The sequence below is a fragment of the Pseudooceanicola sp. NS-SX8 genome (assembly GCF_057380755.1).
In genome coordinates this window covers 2529936-2547131 of record NZ_CM170819.1, presented here as the reverse complement: position 1 = coordinate 2547131, position 17196 = coordinate 2529936, and the positions used below count along the sequence as shown (strand labels likewise).

The following is a 17196-nucleotide window of genomic DNA, read 5'->3' as shown; positions in this document are numbered from 1 at the left end:
GCGTCTGGCCCAAGCTGACGGCGGATTCCCCGACAGGGGTTGGCAGACCTCCGCCGCAACCCTAAGTCGAAGACGATTTGAGCGGAACTGCGGGAGGAGCCCATGCGTTTCATTCCATTTGTCTCGGCCATCCTCGTGGTCGCCCTCCTCTACCTCGTGCTGATCGAACGCCCCGCACTGGTCACATTCGCCAGCGGAGAAGGCTTTGGACAGGCCCTTGCCGTCGCCCGGGACGAGGCAGAGCCCTCGGACGCGGTCAAGATGCGCCTCGGCCTGATCGAGGAAACGCCCGAGGGCGAAGATGGTGAGGCTCCCGCAGAAGTTGTGGACGACAACTCACCCGAACCCGAAGACACCCCTGGCGCCGTCCGTGTCGTGGCCCTCCACTCCACCGCCCAGCAGGTGAATTCCGCCGTCCTCCTGCGCGGCCAGACAGAGGCCGCACGTTCGGTCACATTGCTGTCGGAAACCGCCTCCACCGTCATGTCCGCGCCGCTCCCCAAGGGCTCGCTTGTCGAAGCGGGGCAGCTTCTGTGCCAGCTCGATCCCGGTACCCGCGAAACAGCCCTGCTCGAAGCCCGCGCCGTCCTGGCGGAGGCACAGGCCTCCGAACCGACCGCCGCCGCCACCCTGGCAGAGGCGGAAGCCGTGCTTGAAGAGGCGCAGATCAACCTGACGGCGGCGGAAAAGCTTTCCGAGGGGGGCTTTGCCTCCACCACCACGCTGGCTTCCCGCCGCGCCACCGTCCGCTCGGCCGAGGCAGGCGTCGCCGCGGCCCAGGCCGGGCTGAAAAGCACCGCCGCCGCGATCCAGGCCGCCCAGGCCGCCATCGCCTCCGCCGAAAAGGAGATCGAGAACCTCTCGATCCACGCGCCCTTCGCCGGGATCCTCGAAGATGACACGGCAGAGCTCGGCTCCTACCTCTCCATCGGCGGGCAATGCGCCACGCTGATCGCCCTCGATCCGATCCGCCTCACCGGCTACCTGCCGGAAACGGAGGTCGAACGTGTCATCCTCGGCGCTACCGCCGGCGCCCGCCTCACCGCCTCGGGGCGGGAACTGATCGGCCAGGTCACCTTCCTGTCGCGCTCCGCCGATACGACCACCCGCACCTTCAAGGTGGAAATCTCGGTGCCCAATCCCGATCTGTCGATCCGCGAAGGGCAGACCGCCTCCATCGCCATCTCCGCCGATGGGGTCCTGGCGCATTTCCTGCCCCAATCGGCCCTGACCCTGAACGACGAAGGCACCCTGGGCGTGCGCCTGGTGGGCGAGGGCAACCTGGCCGAATTCGCCCCCGTCGACGTCCTGCGGGACGAGGTGAAGGGCATCTGGCTCACCGGCTTGCCGGAGACCGCCGACATCATCACCATCGGGCAGGAATACGTCGTCGCAGGCGTGCCCGTGATCCCCAGCTTCAAGACGGCAGAAGAGGCCACCCAATGACCTCCGTCATCGACTGGGCCGCCGCGCGCGCCCGGATGATCCTCGCCTTCATCGCGCTGTCGCTGCTGGCGGGGGGCTTTGCCTATGTCTCCCTCCCGAAGGAGGGCGAACCGGACATCGAGATCCCGGCGCTCTTCGTCTCCGTCCCCTTCCCCGGCATCTCCGCCGAGGACAGCGAGACCCTGCTGGTCAAACCGATGGAGACGGAGCTTCAGGACCTCGACGGCCTGGAAAAGATGACAGCCACCGCCGCCGAAGGCTACGCCGGTATCGCGCTGGAATTCGAATTCGGCTGGGACAAGACCGAAACCATGGCCGAGGTCCGCGATGCCATGGGCAAGGCAGAGGCCAAGTTCCCCGATGGGGCCGACAGCTATTCCGTCAATGAAATCAACTTCTCCGAATTCCCCATCATCATCGTCAACCTGACGGGCGACGTGCCCGAACGCACCATGGCCCGCGTGGCCGAAGACCTGCAGGAACAGGTCGAAGGCATCGACGCCGTGCTGGAGGCGGGCATCGCCGGCAAGCGTGACGAGATGGTCGAGGTGCTGATCGACCCGCTCCGCCTCGAAAGCTACAACGTCACCGCGGATGAGCTGATCTCGGTCGTCCAGAACAACAACCAGCTGATCGCCGCGGGAGAGGTGCAGGGCGAAAGCGGCACCTTCGCGGTCAAGATCCCGGGCTCCTTCGAAGATGTCCGCGACATCTACGCCCTGCCGGTGAAACTCAACGGCGACCGCGTGGTGACGTTGGGCGAACTGGCCACCATCCGCATGACCTTCGAGGACCGCGAAGGCACGGCGCGCTTCAACGGTGAAAACACCATCGCCCTGCAGGTGGTGAAGCGGAAGGGCTTCAACATCATCGACACCGCCGAGGAGGTGAAGCGCGTGGTGGCAGAGGCCGCCGCGGACTGGCCGCCCGAGCTGAAGGCAGCGGTCAAGGTCGGCACCTCCAATGACCAGAGCCGCGTCGTGGGCTCCATGGTGGATCAGCTCGAAGGCTCGGTCCTGACGGCCATCGCCCTGGTGATGATCGTCGTGCTGGCGGCCCTCGGCCCGCGCCCCGCCATCCTCGTGGGCTTTGCCATCCCCACCTCCTTCCTGCTCTGCTTCGTCCTTCTGGGGCTGATGGACATCACCATTTCCAACATCGTCATGTTCGGCCTGATCCTGGCCGTCGGCATGCTGGTCGACGGGGCGATCGTGGTGGTGGAATACGCCGACAAGCGGATCTCCGAAGGCGCAGGCCCGATGCACGCCTATGTCGAGGCCGCCAAGCGCATGTTCTGGCCCGTCGTCTCCTCCACCGCGACGACGCTCTGCGCCTTCCTGCCCATGCTCTTCTGGCCCGGTGTGCCGGGGCAGTTCATGGGCATGCTGCCGGTGACGCTGATCTTCGTGCTGGCGGCCAGCCTCGTGGTGGCGCTGATCTACCTGCCGGTGATGGGCGGGGTCACCGGGCGCATCTCCCGCAGCTTCACCCGCGGATCGGACTGGCTGCGGGCGCATTTCCCCTGGTGGGTCCGCGCGCTCCTCGTGCCGCCCTCCCTCCTGGGGATGTACCTGGGCGCCATGCTGGTGGTGAACCCCGGCTTCTTCGGCCAGGCGCCCCTGCCCGGCCCGGCCGCCGCCCTGCCGGGGATCGTGCTCTTCCTGCTGTCGGCCTTCGCCGCCTCCGTCACCCTGGGCGCGGCCCGCGTCACCCTGCGCCGCCCCCGCATCCGCGCCGGGCACCGCCGGACGATCTTCGGCCGGGTGATCTGGCTGCTGACCGCCAACCCCGTCATGCCCCTGGTCACCGCAGGTGCCGTGATCGGCTTCGTCATTGCCGTCTTCGGCTTCTACGGCGCCAACAACAACGGCACCGAATTCTTCACCGAAAGCGAACCGGAACAGGCTATCGTCTACGTCCGCGCCCGCGGCAACCTCTCCCTCGCCCAGAAGGACAGCCTGGTGCGCCAGGTCGAAGCGATCGTCCTGGATCACCCCGGCGTCCTGAACGCCTTCGCCTTCGCCGGCGACGGCGGCCTGTCAACCAACACCGGCGGCGCCGAACCGCCGCTCGACACCATCGGCCAGATCCAGCTGGAAATCGTCCCCTGGGAAGACCGCCGCGACCGGCCCGAACTTGACGGCGACCTGGTGATCGCCGACCTGACAGAGGCCACCTCCCGCGTGCCGGGCATCAAGACGGAAATCCTCTCCGCCAACATGGGACCCGCCTCCGCCAAGCCCGTGCACCTGCGGCTGAAGGGCGACAACTGGGAAGAGCTGCTGGCCGCCACCCGCACCGCCCGCGCCCGCTTCGATGAAACCCCCGGCCTCACCCTGATCGAAGACACCCTGCCCCTGCCCGGCATCGACTGGCAGATCGACGTGGATGTCGAAAAGGCCGGCCGCTACGGCGCCAATGTCGCCACCGTCGGCGCCATGGTGCAGCTGATCACCCAGGGCCTCGAACTGGACACCATGCCGGTCGATACCTCGGATGAGGAAATCCCGATCCGCGTCCGCCTGCCGGAAGAGGACCGCGTCCTGGCCACCCTCGACACGCTCAAGGTGCGCACGGCCCAGGGCCTCGTGCCGCTCAGCAACTTCATCACCCGCACGCCCGTCGAAAAGCTGGCGCAGATCAAGCGGGTGGATCAGAAACGCTACTTCGACGTCAAGGCGGGCGTGGCGCCGGGCCAGATGACCGACGGCACCGATCCGCGCACGGGCCAGGCGATCCGCGTGCCCATGACCCCCTCGGAACGCATCGAGGTGCTGACCGAATGGCTCGACACCGCGCGCGCCGACGGCACGCTGCCCGCCTCGGTCACCACCGAATGGACCGGCGACCAGGAAGACCAGGAGGAATCCGCCACCTTCCTCATGTCCGCCTTCTCCGCCGCGCTGGCGCTGATGTTCATCATCCTGCTGGCGCAGTTCAATTCCTTCTACAACGCCCTGCTGGTGCTGGTGGCGGTCGTGCTATCCACCGCGGGCGTGCTCATCGGCATGCTGGTGATGGATCAGTCGTTCTCCATCATCATGACCGGCACCGGCATCGTCGCCCTGGCGGGCATCGTGGTGAACAACAACATCGTGCTGATCGACACCTACCAGGAATACTCCGGCTACATGCCCCGGATCGAGGCGATCATCCGCACGGCAGAGGACCGCATCCGCCCCGTCATCCTGACCACGGTGACCACCATGGCAGGTCTCGCGCCGATGATGCTGGGCCTCTCGCTCGACTTCTGGGGCGGCGGCTATTCCATCGACAGCCCGACGGCGCTCTGGTGGAAACAGCTCGCCACGGCGGTGGTCTTCGGCCTGGGCATCGCCACGGTGCTGACACTCGTCTTCACCCCCTCGATGCTGGCCCTCCGGGTCTGGTTCGGCACCTATGCCAACGGGTTCTTCCGCCTGCTGGCCCGGCTCTCCCTCGGCTCCGCCAGCCGCGCGGGCCGTGACTGGGCCCTGCGCCGCGCCGCCCGCCGGATGCGCGCGCCGGAAATCCTCTGGCCGCTCGAACCCCCGCTGGCCACCGCCGCCCCGCACCCCGCGGAACCGCCTGCCCCTGTCGAGGTGCCCGAAGACAGCGACGAAAGCGACAGCCCACCCCGCAACGCGGCTGAGTAAAGCCCCCGCCGCGTCGCCCGTAGGGTGGATGCCAATCCACCATTACCAACCGCCCCCAATCCACCATTACCAACCGCCCCCACCGCGCGCGCCGTTAACCCGGGCCCTCCCGCCCTCTCTGCACTGCCGCAATACCGACGCAATACCGACGTGATACCGACGTTGCAAAAACGCCCCGAAACCCTTGTTAACCAGGGTCCGGGGCGCCGAGTCGCTGCGCTGCAGTACCGACGTTGGACACGGTGCCGCAAGATTTCGTTAGGAGATGGCCTCAGGCGGCCTCGTCGTTCTCTGCCGACTGCCGCGCCCAGAGGGCGGCATAACGGCCGTGGCGGGCCAGCAGCTCCGCGTGGCTGCCCTCCTCCACGACCTCGCCCTTTTCCAGCACCACGATGCGATCCGCGTCCGCGATAGTGGACAGGCGGTGCGCGATCACCAGCACCGTGCGCCCCTCGCCTGCGCGGTTCAGCGCCGCCTGGATCTCCCGCTCGGTGTCGGTGTCCAGCGCGCTCGTCGCCTCGTCCAGCAGCAGCACCGGCGGGTTCTTCAGCAGGGTGCGCGCGATGCCCACCCGCTGCTTTTCACCGCCCGAAAGCTTCAGCCCGCGTTCGCCGACCTTGGTCTCGTATCCCTCCGGCAGGGACATGATGAAATCGTGAATCTGGGCGGCCTTGGCGGCCTGCACGATCTCTTCGGGGCCGGCACCATCGCGACCGTAGGCGATGTTGTAACCCACTGTATCGTTGAACAGAACCGTATCCTGGGGCACCACGCCAATGGCCTCGTGCAGGCTGTCCTGGGTCACCTCGCGCAGGTCCTGCCCGTCGATCCGGATAGCCCCGCCCGTCACGTCGTAGAACCGGAACAGCAGCCGCCCGATGGTCGACTTGCCCGACCCGGACGAACCGACAAGCGCCACCTTCTCCCCCGGGGCCACCCGCAGGCTCACGCCCTTCAGGATCTGCCGGTCGGGATCATAGGCAAAGCGGACATCGTCCAGCACGACCTCGCCCCCCGTGACCTGCAGCGCCGGGGCGCCGGGCTTGTCCTGCACCTCTGCCGGCTGATCCAGCAGGTGGAACATCTCGCCCATGTCGACCAGGCTCTGCCGGATCTCGCGATAGACCGTGCCCAGCATGTTCAGCGGCATGGAAATCTGGATGATGTATGCGTTGACCATGACGAAATCGCCCACGGTCAGCCGGCCCTGCTCCACGCCCACGGCTGCCATCACCATGACGATGACCAGGCCCGCCGTGATCAGCACGCTTTGCCCGAAGTTCAGAAAGGCCAGCGAATTCTGGGTCTTGACCGCCGCAGTCTCGTAGCGGGACATGGCATGGTCATAGCGCCGTGCCTCCCGCGCCTCGGCGCCGAAATACTTCACCGTCTCGAAGTTCAGCAGGCTGTCGATCGCCTTCTGGTTGGCGTCGGTGTCCTGCTGGTTCATTTCCCGCCGCAGGCTGACCCGCCACTCCGTCACCTTGAAGGTGAACAGGGTGTAAAGGCCGATGACCACCGCGATCACCAGAACGTAAGACAGGTCGAAGACAACGGCCAGGACCACCGAAACCATCAGCAGTTCCAGGATCAGCGGCCCGATGGAAAAGATCATGAACCGCAGCAGGAATTCCACGCCCTTCACGCCCCGTTCGATGATGCGGGACAGGCCGCCGGTCTTGCGCGTCAGGTGATAGCGCATCGAAAGGCGGTGAATATGGGTAAAGGTTTCAAGCGCCAGCTGCCGCAGGGCGCGCTGTCCGACCCGGGAAAAGATCACGTCGCGCAGCTGTTGGAAGCCAACCGCCCCGGCGCGCGCCACGCCATAGGCAACGGTCAGGCCGACCGCGCCATAGGCCAGAAGCCAGGCGGCGCTGTCACCCTCGCCCGCAAGCGCATCCACCGCAGCCTTGTAAAGGAAGGGCGTGCCCACCGTGACCAGCTTGGCAATGACCAGCACCACCAGCGCCGCCACCACGCGGCGCTTCACCCAGGCATGCTCCCTGGGCCACAGATAGGGCGCCACCCGCAGCAGGATCCGGCCCGCATTGTCCGGAAGGTCCGTGTTCGTGGTGGTGCGATTCATCATGGTCTGTCTCCGGCGGCTGGCGGACTTGGGCTTGCCCGGCGGCTCCATATACCCTATTGCAGGGATAGTTCAACACTTCATGAGTAATTGAAATGAACCGGGTCCCGCGCGATCGCTGACGCCACCCGGGCCAGGAAGGCAGGACGATGATGGAACAGGACCGCGCCCTCGGCGCTCTCTCTGCCCTGGCAAACGAAACCCGGCTGCAGATCGTGCGGCTTCTGGTCAGCGCTGGCCATGGCGGCACCTGCGCCCTTTCCGCGACGATGCAGCCGGACGGCGATGGCGACACCCCGGCCAAGGGCCTGCCTGCCGGCGAAATCGCCCGCCATGTTGCGGCCTCTGCGTCCAGATTGTCGTTTCACCTCAACATCCTGGAACAGGCTGGCCTGGTCGCCGCCGAACGGCGTGGGCGCCAGGTTCTCTACCGCCTGGACCGCACCGCCATGGGCGGGCTGATCCACTACCTGCTGGATGATTGCTGCCAGGGCGATCCGGAAGTCCGCGCCTGCTGCCGTGCCCGCGACGGCGGCGCGCAGGAGCATGGGCACGCGCTGACCCTGCCCGAAGCCGGCTGAACCGCTATTCCTGCGGCGAGGGCACGGTGAAGACCTGGCCCGGGTAAATCAGGTCCGGATCGCGGATCAGGTCGCGGTTGGCCTCGAAAACCCGCACGTAAAGCACGCCCTCACCATAGCGATCCCGCGCAATCGCCCAAAGCGTATTGCCTGGCTGCACCGTCACCCGCGTCACGGGACTGTCGGCCGAAGCCGTGGCCACTTCCTCGCTTGCGGCCCGGCTGAAGGGCGTCTCCACCCGGCTGCGCACGCTGCCATCCTCGGCCAGCTCATCCACCCGCAGGCGGTAGATCCCGCTCTCCACATCCGGCAGCTCGCTCTGCCAATCGCCGCCTTCGGCCACCTGGCCTTCGACACGGGCAACCTCGTTCAGGTAGACCCGGACAAAGCTGCCGGGCGTGCCGCGGCCAGACAGGACGACATCTCCGGCCGCGTTGTAAGAGATTGAATCGAGGGCGATTGTCCCCGAGCTGGCAGGGGCGTTTCCGTTCTGCAAGACGCGCACGCCGCTGGCATCCGACAAAAGGACCGTCGGGGCGGTCTGCGCCGCATCGGCCTCGTCCGGCGCGCCGGGCGTGGTGCCCGGGGTGGCGTCATCGGCAGCCAGGGTCGCCCCCGGCACCGCCGGAGAGGCTTCCGGCGCAGGTGCCTGCGCCATGTCCTGTGTCATGTCGGCAGTGGCCTCGGGGGTGGCGGGTGTCACGGGGCCCTCGGGCGCCTCTGCCACCATGTCATCACCGGTCGGAGCGGCGGGCGCCGCGCCTTCGGGCGCCTGTGCCAGCTGCGTCCCGGCTTCGGGGGCCTCAGCAGCGCCCGGGGCCTCCGGCGCTTCGGGCGCATCGGCCTCCGCCACGACCTGCGGCGTCGGGGCCAGGATAACCTCCCCCTCCGACGCGATCTCGGTCTCTCCCGCGGGATCGGTCATCAACAGGGTCACCACCCGCGCCTGGGCAGAGGCACCGATGGTCAGGAAGGTCACGAACTGCCCGTCGCCACCGGCCAGGGTCTTGCCCTGCTCAACGCCATCCACCAGCACCGCAACGGACCAGTCCGCCGCCGCCTTGCCCGCGATCAGCGTGGTTCCGTCCGGTTCAACCCGGACAACATCGAAACTGGGCGGCGGGGGAAGCTCGGCCACGGCCTCTTCGGTCGGCGTCGCCTCTTCCTCGGCGGGGGCCTCGTTCTGCGGCAGGGCTGCCACCGCATCGGGCACGGCATCATCGGACGGCGCCTGTGCGGGATCGGTGGCGGGGGCCTGCGCTTCGGCCTCGGGCTCCGACGGGGCGGGTCCGATCCAGCCCTGCCAGATCGCCAGCCCGACAAGCGCTGCCACCACCACGGCACCTGCCGCCACGCCGGAATATCCGCCGAATTTCGCCGTCTTCACGTCAAATCCCCCCGGAAAAGACTTGTTATTGACCCTTTGGAGAAGGTTCAAAACTTATAACAATAGCGAAAACACCGGTCAAAAGTACAAACCCCTCAGGAGGTTCCCGACATGTCGAAAGCATCCATCTGTGTCTATTGTGGCTCACGTCCGGGGTTGGAGCCTGCCTATCTGCACCAGGCAGGGCAGTTGGGGCGCATGCTGGCCTCCCAGGGGTGGCGCCTGGTCTATGGCGCGGGGGACGTCGGCCTGATGGGCGAAGTGGCCCGCACCGCCCTCGCCGCCGGGGCGGAGGCCTTCGGGGTGATCCCCGCCCATCTCCTGCAGGTAGAGGTCGGGCGCACCGACCTGACCCGCTTCGTCGTCACCCAGACGATGCATGAGCGCAAGAAGGTCATGTTCATGAACTCCGACGCCACCGTCGTCCTGCCCGGCGGCGCCGGCACGCTGGACGAATTTTTCGAAGTGCTCACCTGGCGCCAGCTGGGCCTGCATCAGAAGCCGATCGTCCTGATGAACGTCCAGGGCTACTGGGACCCGCTGATTTCCATGCTGGAGAAAATGGCCGCGCAGGGTTTCGCCGACACCACGATGCTGTCGTCGATCCGGGTCGTCGAAGATGCAGAAGGCGCAATCGACAGCCTCTCCCGCCACTTCGAACAGGAGAAGTAGCCCCGCAGGCCCTGCAACAGCTTCGCGCTGTAACCGGCTGACCCAAAAGAAAATCCCCCGCTCCGAGACCGGAACGGGGGACCGACTGAGCGGTGCGGCCGGGAAAGGACCGCGCCGTTTTCAGGGATTACATGCGCGAAGCGACGTTTTCCCAGTTGACCAGCTTCTCGAGGAAGTTGGTCAGGTAGGCGGGACGCTTGTTGCGGAAGTCGATGTAGTAGGAGTGTTCCCACACGTCGCAGCCCAGCAGCGCGGTCTGGCCGAAGCACAGCGGGTTCACGCCGTTCTCGGTCTTGGTGACCTTCAGCGCGCCGTCGGTGTCCTTCACCAGCCAGCACCAGCCGGAGCCGAACTGACCTGCACCTGCGGCAGAGAACTGGGACTTGAACTCGTCGACCGAGCCGAAGCTTTCGACCAAGGCCTTTTCCAGCTCGCCGGGCATGCCGGTTTCACCCGGGCCCATCATTTCCCAGAACTGGTTGTGGTTCCAGAACTGCGAAGCGTTGTTGAAGATACCGTTCTGGGCGACGGCAGAGGCGTCATAGGTGCCCTTGATGATCTCTTCGACGGACTTGCCTTCCCACTCGGTGCCGGCGATGGCCTTGTTGCCATTGTCGACGTAAGCCTTGTGGTGGATGTCGTGGTGGAATTCCAGCGTCTCCTTGGACATGCCGAGCGCTTCGAGCGCGTCGTGGGCATAGGGAAGATCGGGAAGTTCAAAAGCCATGGGAGGGCCCCCTTTCCTGGATTTGGTTTTACCTTCTGCGCCTAGATGTTACTCGAAGCGGGGGAAGGTCAAGGGATTATCCCGGTGCAGGGCTGCACATCGGCATGTTTGGCCGGGTGCCATGCCAGGTCGGCGGCCCTTTCGGGGCGCCAGAATGCGAAACGGGGCCAGATCGCGGCCCCGCTCCTTCAACTTCATCCCGCAAGATGCCGGAAACAGGCGAAAAGATCAGGCGAACAGCCCGACCTCCGCCCCTGGTCGTGCGGCATCCTTCAGCAGGTTGAACGCATAATCCGCAACCGAGCGGAAGCAGACGATCTCCAACCGGCCCGGCGCCACGCACCACACCGCGGCAGAGACCTGGCCAAGCCGCGAACGGCGCAGGCTGCCCACCGGGAAGGCCTCGGGCGACAGGTCGACGGGCATGAGCTTGGCCACAACTTCCCGCACCAGCCCGTCCGGGCCGGAAACCGAGAAGAGTGCGCGCGCCTGGCTCACGTCGGTGACGTTCAGGAATGCGCCGCTCAGCTTTTCCTGGACCTTTGTCAGGGCCGCGTCATGCTCCCCCCAGGGGGTCGTGACCAGCAGCTCGTCCGGAGACATCCAGGCGATCGCCTGTTCGCCCGCGACGCAAATCTGCGCCTGGCCCGGCATCTCCACCGCCGCCACGCCGGTGGCCGCGGCCTTCAATGCCTTGTCGCCCAGATCGCCGCGCAGGGTGAACATGGCGCGGACCGGTTCTTCCGCGATGCGGACGTAGCCGTCGAAGGCCGCGCCGCCAAGCGCCTGAACCGGCGCGGGTCCCGTGAACTCAGACATTCTGCTTTTCTCCGTCCTTGTCGTAGAAGACCGGGTCGACGACCACGGCCGAGACCGGTTCGCCTTCCAGTGTCGTCACCTGCACCGTCTCGCCCGCGCGGGCCATGCCGCCCTTCAGCAGGCCCATGGCGATGCCCGTCTTCAGCGTGGGCGACCAGTAGGTCGAGGTGACGCGGCCCTGCATGTTGCGCTGATCCTTGTCGTTCTGGCCCTCGTCCAGGATGTAGGCGCCGTCGTCCAGCACCGTCCCGTCCGGCGCCTGCAGGCCGACCAGTTTCCAGCGATCCGGGTTCAGCGCCAGATGCTTGCGCGCCTGGCCCCGCTTGCCGATGTAGTCTTCCTTCTTCTTCGAGATGGCCCAGTCCATGTTCAGGTCCTGCGGGATCACCGTCCCGTCGGTCTCATCCCCGATCATGATGAAGCCCTTCTCGGCGCGCAGGATATGCAGCGCTTCGGTGCCATAAGGCGCCACGCCGAAGCCGTGACCTGCTTCCACCAGCGCTTCCCAAAGCGCCAGAGCCTGCCCGGCCGGCACCGACAATTCGTAGGACAGCTCGCCCGAGAAGCTGATGCGGTAGATCCGCACCGGGATGCCGCCCACGACCCGGTCCGCCCAGGCCATGAAGGGCAGCTCTTCCTTGCTGATCTCCGGCGTGCCCAGCACTTCCAGAAGCTGCCGCGCCATGGGACCGACGACGGCGATCTGGCCGTATTGCTCGGTCACGTTGGCGACATGGACCTTCAGGTCCCACCATTCGGTCTGCAGCCATTCTTCCATATGGGCATGGATACTGTCGGCGCCGCCGGTGGTGGTGTGGCACAGGAAGGTGTTCTCGTCGATGCGGGCGACAACGCCGTCGTCGATCAGGAAACCGTTCTCGTTGCACATCAGGCCGTAGCGGCACCTGCCGGGCTTCAGCGTCGACATCATGTTGGTATAGAGCAGATCGAGGAACTTGCCCGCGTCCGGCCCCTTCACGATGATCTTGCCGAGGGTCGAGGCATCCAGCAGACCGACCTTTTCGCGCACCGTCAGCACCTCGCGATTCACCGCGTCATGGGTGCTTTCGCCCGCCTTCGGGAAGCAGAAGGGACGGCGCCAGTGGCCGACAGGTTCCCACTGCACACCGTTGGCTTCGTGCCAAGCGTGGATAGGGGTGCGGCGCAGCGGCTGGAAGGTCTCACCCCGGCCCTGGCCCGCAATGGCGCCCATCGAGATCGGCGTATAGGGCGGCCGGAAGGTGGTGGTCCCCACCTGCGGGATCGCTTCGTTCAAAGCATCAGAAAGGATCGCCAGCCCGTTGATGTTGCTGAGTTTCCCCTGGTCCGTCGCCATGCCGAGCGTGGTGTAGCGCTTGGCGTGTTCGACGCTCTCGTAGCCTTCCTGCGCGGCCAGCTGGATGTCGCTGACCTTCACGTCGTTCTGGAAGTCGAGCCAGGCCTTGGAGCGCTTGTCGTAGGACGCGCCCGCCGGCATTATCCAGACGGGTGCCAGCGGAATTTCACTGACTTCCTCGACGCTTGCGCCCTGCCCTTCAACCGCCGCATGACCCGCGGCGACGGCGGCCGCGCGGCCTGCCTTCGCAGCATCCTCCAGCGTTTCCGACAGGAGCAGCGCCCCGTTCGCGGCGCCCGCGCAGAGGACGAAGCCCTTGCCGTCGGCGCCCGTCGGGGCCTTTTCCGGATCGGGACGGAACATGGCGCGCGTGTCATCCCAGTAGAGCTTGCCACCGCAATGCGACCACAGGTGCACCGCAGGCGACCAGCCGCCGGACATGGCCACCACGTCGCAGGGGATGGTGTCGATGGTGGTGCCGCTGCCCGCCTGGCCGCAGGTTTCCACCGCGGTCACGCGCTTGCTGCCAAGCACCTTGGCCACGGCCCGCCCCGGTTCGACCCGGATCCCCGCTGCACGCGCCTGTTCCGCCAGCGCCCCGCCGCCCGCGTCGCGCGCATCCAGGATCACCGGAACCTCCAGCCCCTCGGCCTTCATGGCCAGAGCGGTCCGATAGGCATCGTCGTTGTTGGTCACCACGACGATCCGGTCGCCTGCCGCGACGCCGTAGTTCACCGCATAATCCCGCACGGCTGCGGCCAGCATCACGCCCGGCAGATCGTTGCCCGCGAAGGACAGCGGCCGTTCGATCGCGCCGGCGGCCACGACGACCTGCGCGGCACGGATCCGCCACAGGCGGTGGCGCGGGCCGGACTTGTCGCTCAGGTGATCCGTCAGCCGTTCATAGGCCAGGACATAGCCATGGTCGTAAACCCCGGACCCCATGCAACGCAGGCGCATGGTGACATTGGGCATCGCGGTCAATTCGGCAACAAGCTTCTCGACATAGGCCCCGGCATCCAGGCCATCGACCTGCCCGCCGTCCACCGGCGTACGCCCGCCCCAATGGCCCGTCTGCTCAAGCAGCAGCACCTTGGCGCCTGCCTTGCCCGCCTCAAGGGCGGCGGTCAGACCGGCGACACCACCGCCGACGACAACGACATCAGCGAAGGCGTAAAGGTGTTCGTAGCCGTCGGAATCTGCCTCCGTCGGCGCCTTGCCCAGGCCCGCGGCCTGCCGCACGATGGGTTCGTAAAGCTTCTCCCAGAAGCTGCGCGGCCAGATGAAGGTCTTGTAATAGAACCCTGCCGGGAAGAACCGCGACATCTTGGAGTTGATGGCGCCCACGTCGAATTCCAGGCTCGGCCAGTGGTTCTGGCTCGCCGCCTCCAGCCCGTCGAACAGCTCCTGCGTCGTGGCGCGCTGGTTGGGTTCGAACCGGCCACCTGTGCCGATCCCCATCAGGGCGTTCGGCTCTTCCGCACCCGCAGCAACAACGCCGCGCGGCCGGTGATACTTGAAGCTGCGCCCCATCATCACCTGATCATTGGCCAGCAGGGCGGAGGCGAGCGTATCGCCCTCCACGCCCTTCATCCGCTTGCCGTTGAAGGTAAATTCGCGCATCGCGCCGCGGTCGATCAGGCGACCGCCCCGTGCAAGCCTGCTGCTCATCGCGCCCCTGCTCCTTTAGTCGAAATTTCGGTCCGGCTCATGCGATTTCACGCCATTTGAAGCCCGGGCGTTTCGCCCGGATCTTCTCCAGCAGCTCTTCCGGAGGTGTGGTGGTATCGGCCGGATAGGTCCCGAAGACTTCCAGCGTGACAGTGTCGCGGGCAACGTGGAACCACTTGCCGCAGCCATGGACGTGGCGCCAGCGTTCGAAATGCACGCCCTTCGGGTTCACCCGTTCGAACATGTAGGCCTCGAAGGCGGCATCATCGGCCCCGGGGCCTTCGCGCGTGATATGGGCCTCGCCGCCACAGTGGAATTCGGTCTCTTCGCCGGTCCTGCCGCAGCAGGGGCATTCAAGCAGCAGCATCGCGCTCTCCAACTCTCAGAACCGGGGGCATGGCCCCGGCAGCACAACACGACAGAAAGCCGGCCGCATTCTGCGACCGGCTTTCGGCGATACGGGGACCGGGCACCCGGGGCGCCTGGTCGCAAGAGGTCTTGGCCACCGCAAAAGCGGAGGCCACGCGGCGATCAGCCGCCGTCGGGAAGGTCGATCTGGATTTCAGGCTCGTCCGCGCCGGGCAGTTGCCCGCCGGTCGAAACATACCAGATGACGCCCGCCAGAACGACGACGACAGCGCCAAGGATGAAGGCAAGTCCTGTGTTTCCGGATTTCTCGGCCATGTGGATCCCTTTCTTCTTGCGTGCTTCGGGGAGGAAACGCCCCCAAGACGCAACAGGTTCCCACCGGCGGCAAAGTCCGGATCTGCAGCCCCGGCAAACCCTACGGTGCCGAATCCATCGATGGAAAGTTCTGCCGTGGAATCGGGCGCTTGGCCGTCATCATCCCAGCTGCGGCATGTTGCCGTTAACAGGACCACTACATTTTGTGTTACCGTTTCCCTACCACAGCGCGGACAATCCACACGCGACGGAGAAAGAGCAGCATGACCGACCTGATCGAATTCCCGCTCCTCGATGCCGAAAACGGCATCCGAAGCCTGCGCTTCGCCCTGCTGGACGACCTCGACGGCCTGCCCGAGGAGCCGGGCCTCTACGTGCTGCTGGGTGCCCGCCCGGGAGAGGCGCTCCGCCCCCTCGGTTTTGGCTACATGGCGAACCTGGCGCGGCTGACTGCAACGCCGGATTTCGCCGCCGCGCTGCGAGAGGGCTTCCACGGCATCGGCCTGGCACGCCGTCCCGAAGGCTGCGACGGGGACCGCCTGTCCAACGCCCTGGGGCTTGCCCACGGAGCGCCCCTGAACACCCGCCGTGCCGCGCTGGAGGCGATCGAAGCCGCCCGCCTGCCCGGTCAGCAGATGCCCCTGCCGGCGGAGTAGGCCGCCCTCTGGCGTGTTGATGATGGCGTAGGATTTCATCCCGGGCCTCAGTGCGCCACGCCCGCAGCGACGCTCTCGTCGATGAACCGCCCTTCGCGGAAGCGATCCAGGCCGAAGCCCTTGGCCAGCGGTCCGGGCGTGCCCTTGGCGATCAGGTCCGCCATGGCCCAGCCCGATCCGGGGATTGCCTTGAACCCGCCGGTACCCCAGCCGCAGTTGATGTAGCAGTTGCCAAGCGGCGTGGTCGAGATGATCGGCGAACGATCCCCGGTCATGTCCACGATCCCGCCCCACTGGCGCAGCATCTTCAGGCGCGACACCATCGGGAAGGTCTCGATCAGGGCGCGGATGGTTTCCTCGATATGCTGGAAGCTGCCGCGCTGGCTGTAGTTGTTGAACCCGTCGGTGCCGCCGCCGATGACCATCTCGCCCTTGTCGGACTGGCTCATGTAGCCATGCACGGTGTTGGCCATGACGACCACGTCCATGCAGGGTTTGATCGGTTCCGAAACCAGCGCCTGAAGCGCCATCGACTCCACCGGCAGCCGGAAGCCCGCCATTTCGGCCAGGACGCCGGAATGGCCCGCGACAACGATTCCCAGCTTGTCGCAACCGATGCGGCCCTTGGTGGTCTCCACCGCCTCGACCTTGCCGTCAGAGGAAATGACGTTGGTCACTTCGCACTTCTGGATGATGTGCATGCCCATTTCGGAGCAGGCCCGGGCATAACCCCAGGCCACGGCATCATGCCGCGCGGTCCCGCCACGCGCCTGCCAGAGCGCCCCAAGAACCGGGTAGCGCGGCCCGTCGATGTTCATGATCGGGCAGATTTCCTTGACCCGTTTGGCGTCGATGTACTCGGTATCGACGCCCTGGTACTTGTTGGCCTGCGCCGTCCGCTTCCAGCCGCGCACCTCATGCTCGGTCTGGGCCAGCATCAGGACGCCGCGCGGGCTGAACATGACGTTGTAGTTCAGGTCCTGGCTCAGCCCCTCGTAAAGAGAGCGCGCCTTTTCGAAGATCGCGGCACTGTCATCTTCAAGATAGTTCGACCGGATGATGGTCGTGTTGCGGCCGGTATTGCCGCCGCCCAGCCAGCCCTTTTCGATGATCGCGACATTGGTGATGCCGAAATTCTTGCCCAGGTAATAGGCCGTGGCGAGCCCATGGCCACCGGCGCCGACGATCACGACGTCGTAACGCGACTTGGGTTGGGGAGAAGTCCAAGCGCGCTCCCAACCGGAATGGTATCGGGCCGCTTCGCGGGCAATGGCAAAGGCAGAGTAGCGTTTCATGGCCTCTCGCTGTGTTGACACGTGGAATCGCAATCAGGGTACCGGGGGCACCTCGGCCCGACCCTAGAGTTTCCCGCAGGATAGCCCCGCCATAATCCGTCGCAATATGCTGCGCTTGCGACATGGGCGCGCGACTGGTCGCTTGGGGGCTTTCTTGCGCCGGTCACCCGCGTTAGACCGGCAGACACCTTCAGGTCGCTA

Annotated in this window: 13 protein-coding genes; 5 read left to right on the top strand and 8 right to left on the bottom strand. The window is 66.2% G+C overall.

The window, feature by feature from the left end; translation table 11 throughout:
- Nucleotides 1–102: 102 nt before the first annotated feature.
- A complete protein-coding gene (locus tag AC2IR1_RS11630; protein ID WP_486472131.1) occupies nt 103–1446 on the top strand; it encodes an efflux RND transporter periplasmic adaptor subunit in 1344 nt (447 codons plus the stop codon).
- Nucleotides 1443–5081, top strand: coding sequence for an efflux RND transporter permease subunit (locus tag AC2IR1_RS11625; RefSeq protein ID WP_486472130.1), 3639 nt, complete (start codon nt 1443–1445; stop codon nt 5079–5081). The genes AC2IR1_RS11630 and AC2IR1_RS11625 overlap by 4 nt, the downstream gene beginning before the upstream one ends.
- A gap of 271 nt (nt 5082–5352) precedes the next feature.
- On the opposite strand, the gene AC2IR1_RS11620 is transcribed toward AC2IR1_RS11625, so the two are convergent.
- Nucleotides 5353–7170 (bottom strand): ABCB family ABC transporter ATP-binding protein/permease, encoded by a 1818-nt coding sequence (locus AC2IR1_RS11620; RefSeq protein WP_486472129.1) that lies wholly within the window; start codon nt 7168–7170, stop codon nt 5353–5355.
- A gap of 146 nt (nt 7171–7316) precedes the next feature.
- On the opposite strand from AC2IR1_RS11620, the gene AC2IR1_RS11615 reads away from it, so the two are divergent.
- Nucleotides 7317–7748, top strand: a complete 432-nt coding sequence (locus AC2IR1_RS11615) for an ArsR/SmtB family transcription factor (protein WP_486472128.1) — start codon at nt 7317–7319, stop codon at nt 7746–7748.
- 4 nt (nt 7749–7752) lie between these two features.
- Here AC2IR1_RS11615 and AC2IR1_RS11610 read toward each other — a convergent pair whose 3' ends face one another.
- A complete protein-coding gene (locus AC2IR1_RS11610; RefSeq protein WP_486472127.1) occupies nt 7753–9135 on the bottom strand; it encodes a LysM peptidoglycan-binding domain-containing protein in 1383 nt (460 codons plus the stop codon).
- 111 nt (nt 9136–9246) lie between these two features.
- On the opposite strand from AC2IR1_RS11610, the gene AC2IR1_RS11605 reads away from it, so the two are divergent.
- Nucleotides 9247–9807 (top strand): LOG family protein, encoded by a 561-nt coding sequence (locus tag AC2IR1_RS11605; protein WP_486472126.1) that lies wholly within the window; start codon nt 9247–9249, stop codon nt 9805–9807.
- A 127-nt stretch (nt 9808–9934) separates the two neighbouring features.
- On the opposite strand, the gene AC2IR1_RS11600 is transcribed toward AC2IR1_RS11605, so the two are convergent.
- The 5 genes from AC2IR1_RS11600 to AC2IR1_RS11580 all read right to left on the bottom strand — a co-directional run bounded on the left by AC2IR1_RS11600 (nt 9935) and on the right by AC2IR1_RS11580 (nt 15044).
- Nucleotides 9935–10534 (bottom strand): superoxide dismutase, encoded by a 600-nt coding sequence (locus AC2IR1_RS11600; RefSeq protein ID WP_486472125.1) that lies wholly within the window; start codon nt 10532–10534, stop codon nt 9935–9937.
- A 228-nt stretch (nt 10535–10762) separates the two neighbouring features.
- Nucleotides 10763–11353: a sarcosine oxidase subunit gamma gene (locus tag AC2IR1_RS11595; protein ID WP_486472124.1), complete on the bottom strand. Its 591-nt coding sequence runs from the start codon at nt 11351–11353 to the stop codon at nt 10763–10765.
- Nucleotides 11346–14360, bottom strand: coding sequence for a sarcosine oxidase subunit alpha family protein (locus AC2IR1_RS11590; RefSeq protein WP_486472123.1), 3015 nt, complete (start codon nt 14358–14360; stop codon nt 11346–11348). Before AC2IR1_RS11590 ends, AC2IR1_RS11595 begins: the two co-directional genes overlap by 8 nt.
- 37 nt (nt 14361–14397) lie before the next feature.
- Nucleotides 14398–14727 (bottom strand): sarcosine oxidase subunit delta, encoded by a 330-nt coding sequence (locus AC2IR1_RS11585; RefSeq protein WP_486472122.1) that lies wholly within the window; start codon nt 14725–14727, stop codon nt 14398–14400.
- 164 nt (nt 14728–14891) lie between these two features.
- On the bottom strand, nt 14892–15044 hold the full coding sequence (locus AC2IR1_RS11580; protein ID WP_486472121.1) for a hypothetical protein: 153 nt from the start codon (nt 15042–15044) through the stop codon (nt 14892–14894).
- 263 nt (nt 15045–15307) lie between these two features.
- Between AC2IR1_RS11580 and AC2IR1_RS11575 the strand changes: the two genes are divergently transcribed.
- On the top strand, nt 15308–15700 hold the full coding sequence (locus AC2IR1_RS11575; RefSeq protein ID WP_486472120.1) for a hypothetical protein: 393 nt from the start codon (nt 15308–15310) through the stop codon (nt 15698–15700).
- A 47-nt stretch (nt 15701–15747) separates the two neighbouring features.
- Here AC2IR1_RS11575 and AC2IR1_RS11570 read toward each other — a convergent pair whose 3' ends face one another.
- Nucleotides 15748–16995, bottom strand: a complete 1248-nt coding sequence (locus tag AC2IR1_RS11570; protein ID WP_486472119.1) for a sarcosine oxidase subunit beta family protein — start codon at nt 16993–16995, stop codon at nt 15748–15750.
- Between the last annotated feature and the right edge of the window lie 201 nt (nt 16996–17196).